Raw genomic sequence first — 16,987 nt, forward strand, 5'->3', positions numbered from 1 at the left:
TCGAAGCAACGCACAAGGAGCAAAATGGCTGACGAGAAGGCGCCCGAGCAGGTTCCTGCTTCCCTGGTGCCCTCATCGGGGCTCGCCGTCGCGGTGTCTGACCCGGTGCAGAACCCCGGGCTCGCACCCCACCGCAAGCGCATGACCGATCAGGACCCGGCGGCCATGACGCGCGCCGTGCGCACCGTCTACACGCTGTTCTACCTTTCGGCGGCAGCGAGCATCTGGGCGGTCGCGGCGTACCTGATCTTCCCGATCGAGAGCGGCCTCATCGCCGACATCCGACGGAACAACCTCTTCATCGGTCTGGGTATCGCCACGGCGCTCCTGGCCATCGGCATCGGCGCGATCCACTGGTCGAAGGCCGTCATGCGCGACACCGAGTTCATCGAGGACCGTCACTCCACGCGCGGCAGCGACAACACGCGCGCCGCGGCGGTGCAGGTGTTCGCCGACGCGAACGAGGAATCGGGCTTCGGCCGGCGCACGATGGTGCGCAACTCGCTGTTCGTCGCCCTGGCGGCGTCGATCCTCCCCGGTGTCACGCTGTTCCGCGGCCTGGCCCCGCACAGCTCGCCCGAGCACCCCCACGCCGGTGACCCGGTGTACCTGCTCAAGCACACGATGTGGGAAGAGGGCATGCGCCTTGCGCACGACCCGACCGGCAAGCCGATCCGCGCTGCGGACCTGACGCTCGGCTCCGCCGTGCACGTCATCCCCGAGTCGCTCGCCACGCTCTCGCACCACGACGGCTACCTCGAGGAGAAGGCCAAGGCGATCGTCCTGCTCATGCGTCTGCTTCCCGAGCAGCTCAACGAGGCGGACGAGCGCAAGGACTGGTCCTACGACGGCATCGTCGCGTACTCCAAGGTCTGCACGCACGTCGGTTGCCCCGTCGCGCTGTACGAGCAGCAGACCCACCACCTGCTGTGCCCGTGCCACCAGTCGCAGTTCGACGTGACCAACGCCGCCGCCGTCATCTTCGGCCCGGCCGCACGTCCGCTGCCCCAGCTCCCGATCACCGTCGACGACGAGGGCTACCTGATCGCACGCAGCGACTTCACCGAACCCGTCGGCCCGAGCTTCTGGGAGCGTCATTGAGCACCTCCACCCACCCCACGGAGAACGTCACGACCGCTCCCGCGGTCCACGCTGACGGACCGACCCGCCCGGCGGACAAGCCGCTCGGCGGCAAGTTCGTCGGCGGCGTGGCGAACTACCTCGACGAGCGCACGAGCATCTCGGGCCTGGTCAAGGAGCTCGGCCGCAAAATCTTCCCCGACCACTGGTCGTTCATGCTCGGCGAGATCGCACTGTGGTCCTTCGTCGTCGTCCTGCTCTCGGGGACGTTCCTGACGTTCTTCTTCGAGGCCTCGATGGCCGAGACCCACTACTACGGCGCCTACGCTCCGATGCGCGGCCTCGAGATGTCGGCCGCCATGGCGTCGACGCTCGAGATCTCCTTCGATGTACGTGGTGGCCTGCTGGTCCGCCAGCTGCACCACTGGGCGGCACTCGTCTTCGTCGCCGGCATCGGCGTGCACATGCTGCGCGTGTTCTTCACGGGCGCGTTCCGCAAGCCGCGCGAGCTCAACTGGGTGATCGGTTTCATCCTGTTCATCCTCGCGATGGCCGAAGGCTTCACCGGCTACTCGCTGCCCGACGATGTTCTCTCGGGCAACGGCCTCCGCATCATCGACGGCATGATCAAGGGCATCCCGCTGATCGGCACCTGGACCTCGTTCCTCCTCTTCGGTGGCGAGTTCCCGGGGACCGAGATCGTCGGTCGCCTCTACGCACTGCACATCCTGCTCCTGCCGGCGATCCTCGTGGCGCTGCTCGCCCTGCACCTCATGCTGATGATCGTCAACAAGCACACGCAGTTCGCCGGCCCCGCCCGCACGAACAACAACGTCGTGGGCTACCCGATGATGCCGGTCTACATGTCCAAGATGGGCGGTTTCTTCTTCCTCGTCTTCGGCGTGCTCGTCCTCATCGCGGCGCTGTTCACGATCAACCCGATCTGGAACTACGGCCCGTACGACCCCTCCCCCGTGTCTGCGGGTACCCAGCCCGACTGGTACATCGGCTTCGCCGACGGCGCGCTGCGCCTCATCCCGCCGCACTGGGAGTTCGTGCTGTTCGACCGCACCTGGTCACTGAACATCCTGGTGCCGCTCGTCGGCCTCGGCGTGTTCATCGTCCTCGTCATGGTCTACCCCTTCATCGAGGCGTGGATCACGGGCGACAAGCGCGAGCACCACATCGCCGAGCGTCCGCGCAATGCAGCCACCCGGACCGCCATCGGCGCCGCCGGCGTGACGTTCTACGCGGTGCTGTGGGCAGCGGCATCCTCCGACATCGTGGCCACGCACTTCCACCTCACGATGGAGGGTGTCATCCACGCGCTCCAGGCCATGCTGTTCCTCGGCCCGGTCGTCGCATACTTCGTCACCAAGCGCATCTGCATCGCGCTGCAGAAGAAGGATCGCGAGATCGCGCTGCACGGCTTCGAGTCCGGTCGGATCGTCCGCCTGCCCGGGGGTGAGTACATCGAGGTGCACCAGCCCGTCGACGAGTACGAGCTCGTGAAGCTGGTCGACTACACCACGAACGCTCCCCTCGTCGTGCGTCCGAACGACAAGGGCCGCATCCCGTGGCACGAGAACCTGCGCGCAGGCCTCTCGCGCTGGTTCTTCGAGGACCGCCTCACCCCGCTCACGCAGGCGGAGCTGGCTGCCGCACGCAGCCACGCCCAGCACGACCTCGAGCACATCGCTGAGGAAGAGCGGGCGGAGCTCCAGGGCGCCCACGAACGCGCCGGCGTGCCGGACGCACCCCTGCACCCCATCGAGGACGGAAAGGGCGTGGAGACGGCGAATCGCCCCTCCAACGTGATCGTCCCCGATGAGGACGACGACACGGACGCCGACGGTAAGGGATCGCGGAAGAGCTGATCCCGGACTGTCCGGATTACGGCGGGGTGTGACCGATCGGTCACACCCCGCCTTTCGTTCGTCTGCGTAGCGTGTGACGCATGACCGATGCACTCACCTACTTCACCACCAAGCTCCAGCACGAGACGGATGCCTCGGACGTGTTCGACGCTCAGCGCGCCGGCGACGACTTCGCTCTCGTCGACGTCCGCAGCTCGGATGCCTGGGCCCAGGGCCACGCCATCGGCGCGATCCACCTCCCCTATCGAGAGATCGCCGCGCGAGCGGCCGCCGAGATCGATCGCGACGTCGACGTCGTCGTGTACTGCTGGAGCCCCGGGTGCAACGGTGGCACCCGCGCGGCGATCGAGTTCGTCAAGCTCGGCTACCGTGTCCGAGAGATGATCGGCGGCTACGAGTACTGGGCGCGGGAGGGCTACCCTGTGGCCAATGCGCATGGCCCGCTCCCCCGCATCTACGACCCCCTCGTCGCCCTCGTACGCTCCTGACCGGGCGGCGGGCCGGCTGCGGCGCGCAGCGGCGGTGCTTCACCCGCTGGGGCCAGTGGACGCCGCTACGGGCACCCCGGCGCAAGGAACTTCACTTGACCACCCGCACGCGCTTCTCTCGTGGGGCGTCGGATCTGGTTCATTGAATCGCAGCCCACAGCGGCGTCTGCCGGCACGAGGCCACTCACAACGACGGACGGCCACCGCACCGAAGTGCGATGGCCGTCCGTCGTGAGGCGTGCGGGTGATCAGCGCGCGAAGTAGCCGCGGTAGTACTCGTAGACCCAACCGACGATCGCGACGACGAAGAGCGCGAAACCGATCGGGAGCAGGAACTGCCCGACCGCGAGGCCGACGATGAAGACGGATGCCGCGAACGCCAGCACGAGCGGCCACCAGGACCACGGGCTGAACTCGCCGATCTCAGGGTCTCCGTCGTCGATGTCGGCGGTGAGCGAGTCCTCGGGCAGTTCGCCGCCCTGAGCCTTGTGCACGCGCGAGACGTAGAACGCGATCATCGCGCCCATGAAGCCGGTGAACAGCAGCGCGGTCGATCCGACCCACTCGATGCGATGCCACCAGACGCCCTGGCTGGTGTTGGCGAGAAGGTTCCACACCGTGTACGTGACGAACACGGCGAAGAAGAACCAGGTGAGAACCCACCAGAGGTTGATGTTGGTCTTCACGGCTTACTTCACCTCTCCATCGGCGACATCCACAACCGGCGCATCGGGGGCGTCCTTCGCGGGGCCCACGCCGACCGGGATGGCGGCCTCGGGGTGGTTCAGGTCGAACGCGGGACGCTCGCTGCGGATACGCGGGATCGACGTGAAGTTGTGGCGCGGCGGCGGGCAGCTGGTCGCCCATTCGAGCGATGCGCCGTAACCCCACGGGTCATTGACCGTGACCTTCGGTGCCGTACGCGAGGTGATCCAGACGTTCAGGAAGAACGGGATCATCGAGGCGCCGAGGACGATCGCACCGATCGTGGAGACCTGGTTCTGCCAGGTCCAGCCGTCGGCTGCCGAGTAGTCCGCGTAGCGACGGACCATGCCGTCCACGCCGAGCCAGTGCTGGATGAGGAACGTCATGTGGAAACCGATGAACAGCATCCAGAAGTGCACCATTCCGAGACGCTCGTTGAGCATCCGCCCCGTCCACTTCGGCCACCAGAAGTAGAAACCAGCGAACATGGCGAACACGACGGTGCCGAACACGACGTAGTGGAAGTGCGCGACGACGAAGTACGAGTCCGATAGGTGGAAGTCGAGCGGCGGCGAGGCGAGGATGACGCCGGTGAGGCCACCGAACACGAACGACACGAGGAAGCCGAGCGTGAACACCATCGGCGTCTCGAACGTGACCGAGCCCCGCCACATGGTGCCGATCCAGTTGAAGATCTTCACGCCCGTCGGCACCGCGATCAGCATCGTCATCAGCGCGAAGAACGGCAGAAGGACCGCTCCGGTGACGTACATGTGGTGTGCCCACACGGCGACCGAGAGGGCCGCGATCGCGATGGTCGCGTAGATCAGCGTCTTGTAGCCGAAGATCGGCTTGCGGCTGAACACCGGCAGGATCTCGGAGACGATCCCGAAGAACGGCAGCGCGATGATGTATACCTCAGGGTGCCCGAAGAACCAGAACAGGTGCTGCCACAGGAGGACGCCGCCGTTTGCCGGGTCGTAGATGTGCGAGCCGAGCACGCGGTCCGATGCCGCCGCGAAGATCGCCGCGGCGAGCACGGGGAACGCCATCAGGATCAGGATGCTGGTGACGAGCGTGTTCCACGAGAAGATCGACATCCGCCACATCGTGAGGCCGGGCGCGCGCATCGTGATGATCGTGGTGATGAAGTTGACGGCACCGAGGATCGTGCCGAAACCGCTCATGCCGAGGCCGAGCATCCACAGATTGCCGCCGGCGCCGGGTGAGAACGTCGCGTTGGCGAGCGGCTGATAGGCGAACCATCCGAAGGACGCCGCACCCTGGGGGGTGAGGAAGCCCGAGATCGCGATGATCGAGCCGAAGAGGAACAGCCAGAACGCGAACGCATTCAGACGCGGGAAGGCCACGTCGGGCGCACCGAGCTGCAGCGGCAGGATCGCGTTCGCGAAGCCGGCGAACAGCGGGGTCGCGAACATCAGCAGCATGATCGTGCCGTGCATCGTGAACAGCTGGTTGTACTGCTCCTTGGTCGGAACGACCTGCATGCCCGGCTCGAAGAGCTCCGCGCGGATGATGAGCGCCATCACGCCGCCGAGGAGGAAGAACAGCACCGAGGCGATCAGGTACATGTACCCGATCGTCTTGTGGTCGGTGGAGGTGATCCACTTGACGATGATGTTGCCCTTCTGCTCGACGCGCGAAGCGCTGAGCAGCGCCGCCTGACGCGGCGGAAGGGTGGTGGGGCGGCCCGAGGGCTGTTCGCCCTGGAGCGGAAGTGTCGTCGCCATCAGTGGCTTCCCTCGGCTGATTCGGTGACCGCTCCCGTGCCCGGGAGGTTCTGCTGGCGGTCATAGGCGTCGTTGATGTCGCCGGTCTGGTCGGCGGCGCGCAGCGAGGCCAGGTAGTCCTCGTACTCCTGCTCGGAGACGACCTCGACGTTGAAGAGCATCATCGAGTGGTACTCGCCGCAGAGCTCGGCGCACTTGCCGGCGTAGGTGCCCTCGCGAGTGGGGGTGAACGACCACGAGTTGGTGTCGCGGCCCGGGTACATGTCCTTCTTGTAGAGGAAGTCGATGACCCAGAACGAGTGGATGACGTCGCGCGACTGCAGGTTGATCTTGACCGTCTTGTCGACGGGCAGGACGAGCGTGGGCAGCTCGGCCTCGTCACGGTCGCCGTTGGCGGCGGGCTGCGCCTGGACGCCCATGGTCCAGACGGCGTCGGAGTTGTCTTCCTCTTCGCCGTTGTACTGGAAGTCCCAGGCCCACTGCTTGCCGATCGCGGTGATCGAGACATCGGGGTCTTCGTACTGCGTCTCGATGATCGACTGGTCGCGCGCGGTGAAGGCGAAGAACCCGATCACGAGGATGAGCGGCACGATCGTGTAGAAGATCTCGATCGGCATGTTGTAGCGCAGCTGCACGGGAAGACCGGTCTGGCCGCGGCGACGACGGTAGGCGATGGCGGCGAACGCCATGAGGCCCCATGTCAGCACACCCACGGCGAGCAAGACGATCCAGGAGTTGACCCACAGACCCGACACCATCTCGGTGCGGTTCGTCGCCTGGGTACCGTCGTCGGTGAAGCCCGGGAGGTAGCCGTTCAGCTCCGTCGGTGTACAAGCTGCGAGGGAGACTGCCGTGACGATCCCGAGAGGGATCACGGCCCAGCGGAGGCGGCGTTTGAAGCGCACAGTGCACCTTTCCGGGACGAATGGTTCGACCTTCAGTCTAGGGCAAGCTTTCACCCGATTCAGGCCATCCATTCAGGATGTCGGCGACGCAGGACGTCGCTCGGGGCGGGTCAGTGGAAGCTGTCCCCGCACGCGCAAGAGCCCGCGGCGTTGGGGTTGTCGATCGTGAAGCCCTGCTCCGAGATCGTGTCCTTGAAGTCGATCGTCGCGCCGTCGAGGTACGGAACCGACATGTCGTCGACGATGACCTCGACGCCGTCGAAGTCGACAGCCTGGTCGCCGTCGAGGAAACGCTCGTCGAAGTAGAGCTGGTAGATGAGGCCGCTGCATCCGCCCGGCTGGACGGCGACGCGCAGACGCAGGTCGTCGCGGTTCTCCTGCGAGAGCAGGCTCTTCACCTTGAGCGCCGCCTCATCGGTCAGCGAGACGCCGTGTGCACGGACGGTTTCGGACGTGGCGATGTCGGTCATGATTCTCCCGAGGTGTCGGGCCGCGGACAGGCGGCCGGTGCCACGATTCTACGCGCGGCACCGGCCCGCGGGGCGCTCTTCCCGAGCGATCCGCGACCGGCTCAGAGCTGCGATGCGTCCAGCCGCTCGAGCAGGAGCGCCTCCGACACCAGCGCATGGCGGAACGTGTCGAGGTGGAGCGACTCGTTCGGGCTGTGCGCACGCGCGTGGGGGTCCTCGACGCCGGTCACCAGGATCTGCGCCGCGGGGAACTCGCGGACGAGGTCCGCGATGAACGGGATGGATCCTCCGACCCCGATGTCGACGGGCTCGACGCCGTACCCGGTGGCCAACGCCGCACGGGCGTGCGCGACGGCACTGCCGCTGGTGTCGACGAGGAACGGGTTGCCCGTCTCGATATCGCGGAAGGTCACCTCGGCTCCGAAGGGAGCGTGAGCGCGCAGGTGCGCCTCCACCGCGCGGTACGCCTCGTCGCCCGACTGGCCCGGCGCCACACGGGCCGAGATGACGACCGACACCTCGGGGCTCAGCGTGTTCGACGCGTTGCGGACGCTGGGTGCGTCGATTCCCGTGACCGTGATCGACGGCTTGTTCCAGATGCGCGACAGGATCGATCCCGTGCCGATGGGCGACACACCGGCGGGAAGACCCGCCTCCGAGCGCAGGGTCTCTTCGGAATAGGCGGGCGTGTCGGCGTCTCGCTCGCGCAGGCCGTCGACAGCGACGGCACCGTCGTCGTCCCAGAGGGTGGCGAGCAGCTTGACCGTCGCGAGCATCGCGTCGGGGACCGCTCCACCGAACATGCCCGAATGCGAGGCGTGCTCGAGGGTGCGGACGGTCATGGTGAAGCGTGCGTTGCCGCGCAGCGAGACGGTCAGGGCCGGCGTGGTCGCGTCCCAGTTTCCCGAGTCGGCCACGACGATCACGTCGGCGCGCAGCGCATCCGCGTTGTGCGACAAAAACGACGCGAACGAGGCCGACCCGGCCTCCTCCTCCCCCTCGATGAAGAGGTTGACGCCGAGATCGAAGTCCGGACCGGCTGCCTCGACGAGTGCGCGCAGGGCGCCGATGTGCGCCATGACACCCGCCTTGTCGTCGGCGGCGCCCCGGCCGTACAGGCGGCCGTCGCGGACGGTGGGCTCGAACGGCGCCGACTCCCAGAGGCTCTCGTCGCCGACGGGCTGCACGTCGTGGTGCGCGTAGAGGAGGATCGTTGGCCGACCGTTGCGTGCGGCGCGGGTCGCGAGCACCGCCGGCATCCCCTGCTCCCCCGTCGACGGGATGGCCGCGGTGGCGACCTCGACGCGCTCGAAGATGCCGAGCCCCTCCGCCAGGCTCGCGACGGCCGCGGCGCTGCGCTCGACCTCGGCCCGCTCGAAGCCGGGGAAAGCGACGGACGGGATGCGCACGAGCGACCCGAGGTCGGCGAGGGCGGCGGGCACGGCGGAGAGGGCGGCGTCGCGCACGGCGGCGGACCGAGGAGATTCGGAGGTCATGCGGGTAATCTTATGAGGCACGTTCGTCGCAGAACCCGAGGATCCCCGTGGCCAAAACTCCCGCCGTCCCCGCTCCGGACGACGCCGCTCAGGCGTCGACGGGCTTCGGCAAGAACCGTCCGACCCCGAGCCGCGCCGCCCAGGAGGCGGCTCGCAAGCGCCCCCTGGTGCCCGACACCAAGGAAGCGAAGGCGCGCGCTCGCGCCGAGCTGGCAGAGCGACGCGACAAGGCCCGCATCGGCATGGCCAACGGTGACGAGCGGTACCTCCCCGTCCGGGATAAGGGGCCGCAGCGCCGCTTCGTCCGCGACTACGTCGACGCCGGCTGGCACCTGGGCGAGCTCGTGATGGGCGCGATGGTGCTCGTCATCATCGTGACCTTCCTCGGCTCGAACGCGGTCACCTTCTACGCGTTCATCGCGCTGTGGGCCTTCATCCTGCTCGTCATCGGTGACATGGTCATCACGAGCGTCCGGGTGAAGAAGGCTGCACGCGCCAAGTTCGGTGTCGAGCGCATGGAGAAGGGCCTCGGCTGGTACGGCGCGATGCGCTCGATCCAGATGCGCTTCATGCGTCTACCGAAGCCGCAGGTCAAGCGCGGCCAGCGCCCCGCCTGAGCTGAACCAGCCCACGGTTGATCTGCCGCGCCCACAACGGTCCGCGGTAGATGAACGCGGTGTACCCCTGAACGAGGTCGGCACCGGCGTCCAGGCGTTCCTGGACATCGGCCGCGGTCTCCACGCCCCCGGCCGCGATGACGCAGAACTCGCGCGGAACCGCCGCACGCACGAGGCGCAGCACCTCGAGTGACCGGCGGCGCAGCGGAGCACCCGACAGACCGCCGGCGCCGATGGCCGCGATGCGCTCGTCGTCGGCGAGCAGACCGTCGCGCGCGATCGTCGTGTTCGTCGCGATGAGACCCGCGAGCCTCGTCTCGACGGCGAGCGACGCGATGGCCGTGACCTCGTCGTCGTCGAGGTCGGGAGCGATCTTCACGAGCAGCGGCGTCGAGCCGGCGGCATCCCGGACCGCCTCGAGCAGCGGCCGCAGCGTGTCAACCGCCTGCAGTCCGCGCAGGCCGGGCGTGTTCGGCGACGACACGTTGACGACGAGGTAGTCCGCCTCGGGAGCGACCAGCTTCGTGCTCGTCACGTAGTCCGACGTGGCGTGCTCGACATCGACGATGCGGCTCTTGCCGATGTTCGCCCCGATGACCGGACGGCGACGGGCCCGCCGCAGCCGACGGAGCCGGGATGCCGCGGCGGCGGCGCCACGGTTGTTGAAGCCCATCCGGTTGATGAGCGCGCGGTCCGAGACGAGGCGGAACAGCCGGGGTCGCGGGTTGCCCTCCTGCGGCACCGCGGTGACGGTGCCGATCTCGACATGACCGAATCCGAGGGCGCCGAGACCGCTGACCATGATGGCGTTCTTGTCGAAGCCGGCGGCGACGCCGAACGGGGAGTCGAACACGCGCCCGAGCGCCTCGACGCGCAGCGACGGGTCGGGCGCGGTGAGCCGGCGAGTGATCGCCGAGAACGGCGGGACGCCGAGGACGCGGATGACCGGCACCACGAGGTGATGGGCCGTCTCGGGGTCCATGCGGGAGAAGACGGTGCGGAAGATGAACGGGTACATCGCCGTCCAGCCTAGAGCGAGGTCGCGTCCTCCGCCGAGCGGGTGGCCCGGTGATCTGCGCGCAGCTGCTCGATCGCCGCCTCGAAATCCTCGAGGGTGTCGAACGCCTGGTAGACGCTCGCGAAACGGAGGTACGCGATCTCGTCGAGGTTGCGCAGCGGGCCGAGGATGGCCAGTCCGATCTCGTTGGTGTCGATCTGCGACGATCCGGTCTGGCGGACGGTCTCTTCGACCTCTTGCGCGAGGAGCGCGAGGTTGGCTTCGGTGACGGGCCGCCCCTGGCAGGCCTTGCGAACCCCCGACATCACCTTTTCGCGGCTGAAGGGCTCGATGACACCGGAGCGCTTGATGACGTTCAGGCTGGCCGTCTCGATCGTCGAGAACCGCCCGCCGCACTTCGGGCACTGACGGCGTCGACGGATGCTGAGGCCGTCATCGCTCGTGCGGGAGTCGATGACGCGGGAGTCGGGGTTGCGACAGAAAGGGCAATGCATGGCCAGCCCAGATTACGCGTCGAACCGGGCCGATACGGCCTCGCCGTGCGCCGGCAGCTGCTCGGATGCCGAGAGAGCGACGATCCCGTCGTGCACCTCGCGCAGCGCCTCGCGGTCGTACGACACGACCTGCTGCGACCGCAGGAAGGTCGCCGCCCCGAGACCGGCGGCGTAGCGCGCCTGGCCTCCCGTCGGCAGAACGTGGTTGCTTCCCGCGAGGTAGTCCCCCAGGCTCACGGGTGTGTGCGCCCCGACGAAGACCGCCCCGGCGTTCACGAACTCGTCGGGACGCGGATCCGCGAGGTGCAGTTCGAGGTGCTCCGGGGCGTACGCGTTCGAGAATGCGGTGGCCGCGGCGAGGTCGTCGACGAGGACGATCGCCGATTGCGGACCCGCGAGCGCGACCGCGACGCGCTCGGCGTGGCGGGTACGCGACGCCCGTTCGGCGGCACGCTCGGCGACGGATGCCGCGAGCTCGGGCGACGCCGTGACCAGCACGGCCGCCGCCTGCTCGTCGTGCTCCGCCTGGCTGACGAGATCGGCCGCCACCAGCTCGGGGTCGGCGGTCTCGTCCGCAACGATGAGGATCTCGGTCGCGCCGGCTTCGGAGTCCGTGCCGACGACGCCGGCGACGACCCGCTTCGCGAGCGCGACGAAGTTGTTGCCCGGGCCGGAGATGACATCGACGGGGTCGAGCCCGATCGCCGGCACGCCGTAGGCGAAGGCGCCGATGGCACCGGCTCCGCCCATCGCGTAGACCTCCGAGACGCCGAGCAGGCGGGCCGCGGAGAGGATCACCGGGTGCACGCGGCCGTCGTGATCGCGCTGCGGCGGCGACGCGAGTGCGACGGTCGTCACGCCCGCGATCTGAGCGGGGACGACGTTCATCACGACGCTCGAGGGATAGACGGCCTTTCCACCCGGCACGTAGACGCCGACGCGTCGTACCGGACGCCACCGCTGCTCGACGCGGGCGCCGGGCCCGAGCTCGGTCACCCGGTCGGGCGGAACCTGAGCCGCGGAGGCGAGGCGCACGCGACGGATGGACTCCTCGATGGCGGCGCGCACGATCGGGTCGAGGCCGTCGAGCGCCTCGTCAAGGTGCTCGATGGGGACGCGAACGGCGTGGCCTTCGACGCCGTCGAAGCGCGCGGCTTGCTCGCGCAGCGAGCTCTCGCCGCGCGACGCGACGTCGTGGACGATCTCCGCCGCGGTGGCGAGGGCCAGACCGCGTGCCGCCTCGGCGCGAGGGACGGCGGCGAGCAGCTCGGCGGCCGTCAGCTGACGGCCGCGCAGGTCGATGGTGCGCATCGTTCCAGGCTAGCGCTCGACGCGCGGCCCTCAGCCGCGGGTGACGTCGCGCGTTTCGTGGAGGTACCCCACGCGACCGTCCTCGTGACGCACGACGAACACCTCGCCGCGGTCCTCGATCACCAGTGCCCAGGCCGTCGGGCCGATGCGGAACAGCGGCGCGCCGGTCTCATCGAGGACGTCGCGCTCCTCGGGCGCGAGCGCCCAGAAGGCCTGCTGCGTCGGCTGCTGATCGATCACGGTCGTGGCGTTCGCGTCGAACGGTTCCGCCGCATCGGCCGCGGTGGCCTCCCACGAGCCGGTTCCGGAGGATGCGCCGTCGACGTGAGCGGGTGCGCCGTCGACGTGAGCGGGCGCGCCGTACGCCTGGGTCGGTGCGGCGTGCCCGGCCGGGCCCTGTGTGGCCGGCGCAGAGGGAGCGGGCCGCGCGGTGAGCGGTCGCGGTTCGACCGGGCGTGCGGCACGGGCCAGGCGGTGTGCGGGCGACTCGGGACGGTGGCGGAAGTCCTCGCCCAGAACGGGGAGGTGCGGTGCGACGACCGTCAGCACGACGCCGGCGAGCATGAGGATCAGCTCGACCCAGACGACCCAGCTGGCGACGAAGACGCGCGTCTGCGCGAGCGCGACGAACGAGCTCCAGACGATGCCGAGCCAGACGGTGGCCGACACCGAGAAGGCGACCGAGGCGAACTGGTCGATGCCCAGCGAACCGACCCGGCGGATGCCCTGCGGCGAGAAGCGCCGCAGCACGACGAGGAAGACCGCGACGGTGGGCACGCCGATCGTGAGCACCCAATCGATCCCGGCCGCCCACACCGAGGAACCGGAGCCGAAACGCCCGTAGACCGGGAAGAACGAGAAGATGAACGCGAGGGCCCACACGCCCACGAGGGCGGTCTCGCGGATCGAGAGCGGGCCGACGCCGTACTGGGGCGGGACCCCGGTCGTCGACGCGGAGCCCGCGCCGTCGAGCTCCCGATGCGTCGAATCGTCGGGGGTGACGGAGGCGTCGCCGTCGCGGAACGCATCGTCGGCGCGAGCCGCGTCGTCGACGGCGGCATCCGGGGCGACCGCGGGGTCCGTCGAGACAGCGCCCTCGGTCGCGGCCGGTGTCATCGGCTCGGCGGACACGCCGTCGCCGATCGGCGCTGCGTTGTCGGCGCGGTCGGCGTGGACGTCGTTCTGCTTCTCGTCGGTCACGATGTTCCCTTCGTCGCGGCGGTTGCGCTGCGGTGTGATCCTACCGGGCTCAACCCAGACACTGCGGGCCGAGCAGACCCTTGAGCTCGCCGTAGAGATCCGGCGTCACCCGGACGGGCATCGGCACCTCGAAGACCTTCGCCGCACCGCCGCGGTGCAGCTTCAGCGACACCTCGGTGTCTCCGCTGTGACGTCGGAGCACTGCCGCGAGCTCACCGATCGTGGACTCGGTCGCCCGCTGCTCCGGCAGCAGCAGCACGAGGGGTCCGGACGCGTCGAACGAGCCCAGATCCGGCGAGAACGCCGACTGCCCGTGCAGGTTCAACCCGTCGTCCCGCCGCGAGACCCGGCCGCGGACGACGAGGATCGAGTCGGCCACGAGCATGCTCTGGAACTCGGTGTAGGTCTTGCCCATGAACATCACGGTGACCTCGCCATCGAAATCCTCGACGGTGATCATGCCGTACGGGTTCCCGCTCTGCTTGGCCACGCGATGCTGGACGCTGGTGACGAGGCCGGCCACGGTGACCTGATCGCCGTCCTGGATGTCCTCAGACGCCAGCAGGTCGTGGATCGACGTCGAAGCATGCTTGGCCAGCGGAATCTCGAGCCCGGCGAGCGGGTGGTCGGAGACGTAGAGCCCGAGCATCTCGCGCTCGAACGCGAGCTTGTCCTTCTTCGTCCACTCCGGCCGCTCCGGCACCTTGGCCGGCATGATCTCCTCGGCTTCGTCGTACAGGCTGTCGAAGTCGAACCCGATGGCGCCGGTCGCCGCCTTGCGTTTGGCGTCGACGGCGGCCTCGACGGCATCCTCGTGGATCTCCATCAGGGCACGACGGGTCGATCCGAGCGAGTCGAACGCGCCCGCCTTGATGAGGGACTCGACCGTGCGCTTGTTGGCCACGTGCAGCGGCACCTTGGTGAGGAAGTCGTGGAAGCTGACGTAATTGTCGTCGGCACGCGCGCTGATGATGCCGTCGACGACGTTGGCGCCGACGTTGCGCACCGCGCCGAGGCCGAAGCGGATGTCTTCACCGACGGCCGCGAAGTACCGGATCGACTCGCCGACGTCGGGTGGGAGCACCCGGATGCCCATGCGGCGGCACTCGTTGAGATAGACGGCCATCTTGTCCTTCGAGTCACCGACGCTCGTGAGGAGCGCCGCCATGTACTCGGCGGGATAGTGCGCCTTCAGGTAGGCCGTCCAGTAGGAGACGAGCCCGTACGCGGCGGAGTGGGCCTTGTTGAAGGCGTAATCCGAGAAGGGCAGCAGGATGTCCCACAGCGCCTGGACCGCGGCGTCGCCGAACCCGCGCTCCTTCATACCGCCCGAGAAGCCCTCGTACTGTTTGTCGAGCTCGGACTTCTTCTTCTTGCCCATCGCGCGACGCAGGATGTCGGCCTGTCCGAGCGAGAACCCGGCGACCTTCTGCGCGATGGCCATGACCTGCTCCTGATAGATGATCAGGCCGTAGGTCGTGTCGAGGATGTCGCGGAGCGGCTCTTCGAGCTCGGGGTGGATGGGCGTGATCGGCTGCAGCCCGTTCTTTCGCAGCGCGTAGTTGGTGTGCGAGTTCGCGCCCATGGGGCCGGGACGGTACAGCGCGATGACGGCCGAGATGTCCTCGAAGTTGTCGGGCTTCATGAGCCGCAGCAGCGACCTCATCGGCCCGCCGTCGAGCTGGAACACGCCCAGGGTGTCGCCTCGGGTGAGGAGGTCGTACGCCGGACGGTCGTCGAGCTCGAGATGCTCGAGATCGAGCTCCTCGCCCCGGTTCATGCGGATGTTGTCGAGGGCGTCCGAGATGATCGTCAGGTTGCGCAGCCCGAGGAAGTCCATCTTGATGAGACCGAGCGTCTCGCACGACGGATAGTCGAACTGCGTGACGATCTGACCGTCCTGCTCCCGGCGCATGATCGGGATGATGTCGAGCAGCGGCTCGGACGACATGATGACGCCGGCGGCGTGCACGCCCCACTGCCGCTTCAAGCCTTCGAGCCCGAGCGCACGGTCGAAGACGGTCTTGGCCTCGGGGTCGGTGTCGATGAGCGCCCGGAACTCGCTGGCTTCTTTGTACCGGGGGTGCTCCTTGTTGAACATGCCGTCGAGCGGCATGTCCTTGCCCATGACGGCCGGAGGCATGGCCTTGGTGAGCTTCTCGCCCATGCTGAAGGGGAAGCCCAGCACGCGGCCGGCATCCTTGAGCGCCTGCTTCGACTTGATCGTGCCGTAGGTGACGATCTGCGCGACGCGTTCGGAGCCGTACTTCTCGGTGACGTACTCGATCACCTCGCCGCGACGACGGTCGTCGAAGTCGACGTCGAAGTCGGGCATGCTGACGCGGTCGGGGTTCAGGAACCGCTCGAAGATGAGGCCGTGCTCGAGGGGATCGAGGTCGGTGATGCGCATCGCGTAGGCCACCATCGAGCCGGCTCCCGAGCCGCGCCCGGGGCCGACCCGGATGCCGTTGTCCTTCGCCCAGTTGATGAAGTCGGCGACGACGAGGAAGTAGCCCGGGAACCCCATCTGCAGGATGATGCCGGTCTCGTACTCGGCCTGCTTGCGCACCTTGTCGGGGATGCCGCCGGGGTACCGGTAGTGCAGGCCGGCCTCGACCTCTTTGACCAGCCAGCTGTCCTCGGTCTCGCCGTCGGGAACGGGGAAGCGCGGCATGTAGTTGGCGGAGGTGTTGAACTCGACCTCGCAGCGCTCGGCGATGAGGAGGGTGTTGTCGCAGGCCTCGGGGTGGTCGCGGAAGAGCTGACGCATCTCCTGCGCGGTCTTGATGTAGTACCCGTCGCCGTCGAACTTGAATCGGTTGGGGTCGTCGAGGGTCGAGCCGGACTGCACGCACAGCAGGGCGGCGTGCGCGTCGGCCTCGTGCTGGTGCGTGTAGTGCGAGTCGTTCGTCGCGACCAGCGGGATGTCGAGGTCTTTCGCCAGGCGCAGAAGGTCGGTCATCACGCGCCGTTCGATCGACAGCCCGTGGTCCATGATCTCGGCGAAGTAGTTCTCTTTGCCGAAGATGTCCTGGAACTCGGCGGCGGCGGCGCGCGCGGCGTCGTACTGCCCGAGGCGCAGCCGGGTCTGGACCTCGCCGGACGGGCAGCCCGTCGTGGCGATCAGTCCCTTGCCGTAGGTCTGCAGCAGGTCGCGATCCATGCGGGGCTTGAAGTAGTAGCCCTCCATGCTCGACAGCGAGCTCAACCGGAACAGGTTGTGCATGCCCTCGGTGCTCTCGCTCCACATCGTCATGTGGGTGTAGGCGCCGGAGCCCGAGACGTCGTCGCTCTTCTGCTCGGGTGAGCCCCAAGCCACCCGCGACTTGTCGCTGCGGTGCGTGCCAGGCGTCACGTACGCCTCGAGGCCGATGATCGGCTTGATGCCCGAAGCCTGAGCCGCGCGATAGAACTCGAACGCGGCGAAGGTGTTGCCGTGGTCGGTGACGGCGATCGCCGGCATCCCGTATTCGGACGCCGCCTGAGTCATCGCCGCGATCTTGGCCGCACCGTCGAGCATGGAGTACTCGCTGTGCACGTGCAGGTGTACGAAGGAGTCGGATGCCACCCCCCGA

The 16,987-nt window shown here is 68.1% G+C and carries 14 protein-coding genes; 4 read left to right on the plus strand and 10 right to left on the minus strand.

Annotated features, from left to right (window positions below; all coding sequences use genetic code 11):
• Positions 1-24 precede the first annotated feature (24 nt).
• The 3 genes from qcrA to PUW82_RS11945 all read left to right on the plus strand — a co-directional run bounded on the left by qcrA (position 25) and on the right by PUW82_RS11945 (position 3,445).
• Positions 25-1,101, plus strand: coding sequence for a cytochrome bc1 complex Rieske iron-sulfur subunit (qcrA, locus tag PUW82_RS11935; protein WP_274222501.1), 1,077 nt, complete (start codon positions 25-27; stop codon positions 1,099-1,101).
• Positions 1,102-1,208: 107 nt separating this feature from the next.
• Entirely contained in the window at positions 1,209-2,957 is a 1,749-nt protein-coding gene (qcrB, locus tag PUW82_RS11940; protein ID WP_274222958.1) for a cytochrome bc1 complex cytochrome b subunit, read from the plus strand.
• An 80-nt stretch (positions 2,958-3,037) separates the two neighbouring features.
• A complete protein-coding gene (locus PUW82_RS11945; protein ID WP_274222502.1) occupies positions 3,038-3,445 on the plus strand; it encodes a rhodanese-like domain-containing protein in 408 nt (135 codons plus the stop codon).
• 248 nt (positions 3,446-3,693) lie between these two features.
• Here the strand turns inward: PUW82_RS11945 and PUW82_RS11950 are convergent, their stop codons facing one another.
• The 5 genes from PUW82_RS11950 to PUW82_RS11970 all read right to left on the minus strand — a co-directional run bounded on the left by PUW82_RS11950 (position 3,694) and on the right by PUW82_RS11970 (position 8,772).
• A complete protein-coding gene (locus PUW82_RS11950; protein ID WP_274222503.1) occupies positions 3,694-4,131 on the minus strand; it encodes a cytochrome c oxidase subunit 4 in 438 nt (145 codons plus the stop codon).
• Between the two features lie 3 nt (positions 4,132-4,134).
• On the minus strand, positions 4,135-5,901 hold the full coding sequence (gene ctaD / locus PUW82_RS11955) for an aa3-type cytochrome oxidase subunit I (RefSeq protein ID WP_274222504.1): 1,767 nt from the start codon (positions 5,899-5,901) through the stop codon (positions 4,135-4,137).
• Positions 5,901-6,806 (minus strand): aa3-type cytochrome oxidase subunit II, encoded by a 906-nt coding sequence (gene ctaC / locus PUW82_RS11960; protein ID WP_274222505.1) that lies wholly within the window; start codon positions 6,804-6,806, stop codon positions 5,901-5,903. Before ctaC ends, ctaD begins: the two co-directional genes overlap by 1 nt.
• Before the next feature lie 110 nt (positions 6,807-6,916).
• On the minus strand, positions 6,917-7,276 hold the full coding sequence (gene erpA, locus PUW82_RS11965) for an iron-sulfur cluster insertion protein ErpA (RefSeq protein WP_274222506.1): 360 nt from the start codon (positions 7,274-7,276) through the stop codon (positions 6,917-6,919).
• Between the two features lie 101 nt (positions 7,277-7,377).
• A complete protein-coding gene (locus tag PUW82_RS11970) occupies positions 7,378-8,772 on the minus strand; it encodes a dipeptidase (protein WP_274222507.1) in 1,395 nt (464 codons plus the stop codon).
• A 47-nt stretch (positions 8,773-8,819) separates the two neighbouring features.
• On the opposite strand from PUW82_RS11970, the gene PUW82_RS11975 reads away from it, so the two are divergent.
• Positions 8,820-9,389 carry a DUF3043 domain-containing protein gene (locus PUW82_RS11975; protein ID WP_274222508.1) on the plus strand — a complete coding sequence of 190 codons (570 nt, stop codon included), beginning with the start codon at positions 8,820-8,822 and terminating at the stop codon, positions 9,387-9,389.
• Here PUW82_RS11975 and PUW82_RS11980 read toward each other — a convergent pair.
• Genes PUW82_RS11980 through dnaE form a run of 5 tightly spaced genes read right to left on the minus strand, consistent with a single transcriptional unit; the run spans position 9,364 to position 16,980 of the window.
• Positions 9,364-10,407, minus strand: a complete 1,044-nt coding sequence (locus tag PUW82_RS11980) for a quinone-dependent dihydroorotate dehydrogenase (RefSeq protein WP_274222509.1) — start codon at positions 10,405-10,407, stop codon at positions 9,364-9,366. The two genes, PUW82_RS11975 and PUW82_RS11980, sit on opposite strands and share 26 nt — an antisense overlap.
• Before the next feature lie 11 nt (positions 10,408-10,418).
• Complete coding sequence (gene nrdR / locus PUW82_RS11985; protein ID WP_274222510.1) at positions 10,419-10,901, minus strand: transcriptional regulator NrdR; 483 nt, start codon at positions 10,899-10,901, stop codon at positions 10,419-10,421.
• 12 nt (positions 10,902-10,913) lie between these two features.
• On the minus strand, positions 10,914-12,212 hold the full coding sequence (gene hisD, locus PUW82_RS11990; RefSeq protein WP_274222511.1) for a histidinol dehydrogenase: 1,299 nt from the start codon (positions 12,210-12,212) through the stop codon (positions 10,914-10,916).
• Positions 12,213-12,242: 30 nt separating this feature from the next.
• Positions 12,243-13,412 carry a hypothetical protein gene (locus PUW82_RS11995; protein ID WP_274222512.1) on the minus strand — a complete coding sequence of 390 codons (1,170 nt, stop codon included), beginning with the start codon at positions 13,410-13,412 and terminating at the stop codon, positions 12,243-12,245.
• 49 nt (positions 13,413-13,461) lie between these two features.
• Complete coding sequence (gene dnaE / locus PUW82_RS12000) at positions 13,462-16,980, minus strand: DNA polymerase III subunit alpha (RefSeq protein ID WP_274222513.1); 3,519 nt, start codon at positions 16,978-16,980, stop codon at positions 13,462-13,464.
• Positions 16,981-16,987 lie beyond the last annotated feature (7 nt).

It is taken from the genome of Microbacterium thalli (assembly GCF_028737325.1).
Classification (GTDB): domain Bacteria; phylum Actinomycetota; class Actinomycetes; order Actinomycetales; family Microbacteriaceae; genus Microbacterium; species Microbacterium thalli.

What these genes read in the sequence shown, in the direction of transcription:
- qcrA (WP_274222501.1), top strand. Translation starts at nt 25, where the DNA reads ATGGCTGACGAGAAGGCGCCCGAGCAGGTTCCTGCTTCCCTGGTGCCC.
- PUW82_RS11945 (WP_274222502.1), top strand. Translation starts at nt 3,038, where the DNA reads ATGACCGATGCACTCACCTACTTCACCACCAAGCTCCAGCACGAGACG.
- ctaD (WP_274222504.1), bottom strand. Translation starts at nt 5,901, where the DNA reads ATGGCGACGACACTTCCGCTCCAGGGCGAACAGCCCTCGGGCCGCCCC.
- erpA (WP_274222506.1), bottom strand. Translation starts at nt 7,276, where the DNA reads ATGACCGACATCGCCACGTCCGAAACCGTCCGTGCACACGGCGTCTCG.
- PUW82_RS11970 (WP_274222507.1), bottom strand. Translation starts at nt 8,772, where the DNA reads ATGACCTCCGAATCTCCTCGGTCCGCCGCCGTGCGCGACGCCGCCCTC.
- PUW82_RS11980 (WP_274222509.1), bottom strand. Translation starts at nt 10,407, where the DNA reads ATGTACCCGTTCATCTTCCGCACCGTCTTCTCCCGCATGGACCCCGAG.
- nrdR (WP_274222510.1), bottom strand. Translation starts at nt 10,901, where the DNA reads ATGCATTGCCCTTTCTGTCGCAACCCCGACTCCCGCGTCATCGACTCC.
- hisD (WP_274222511.1), bottom strand. Translation starts at nt 12,212, where the DNA reads ATGCGCACCATCGACCTGCGCGGCCGTCAGCTGACGGCCGCCGAGCTG.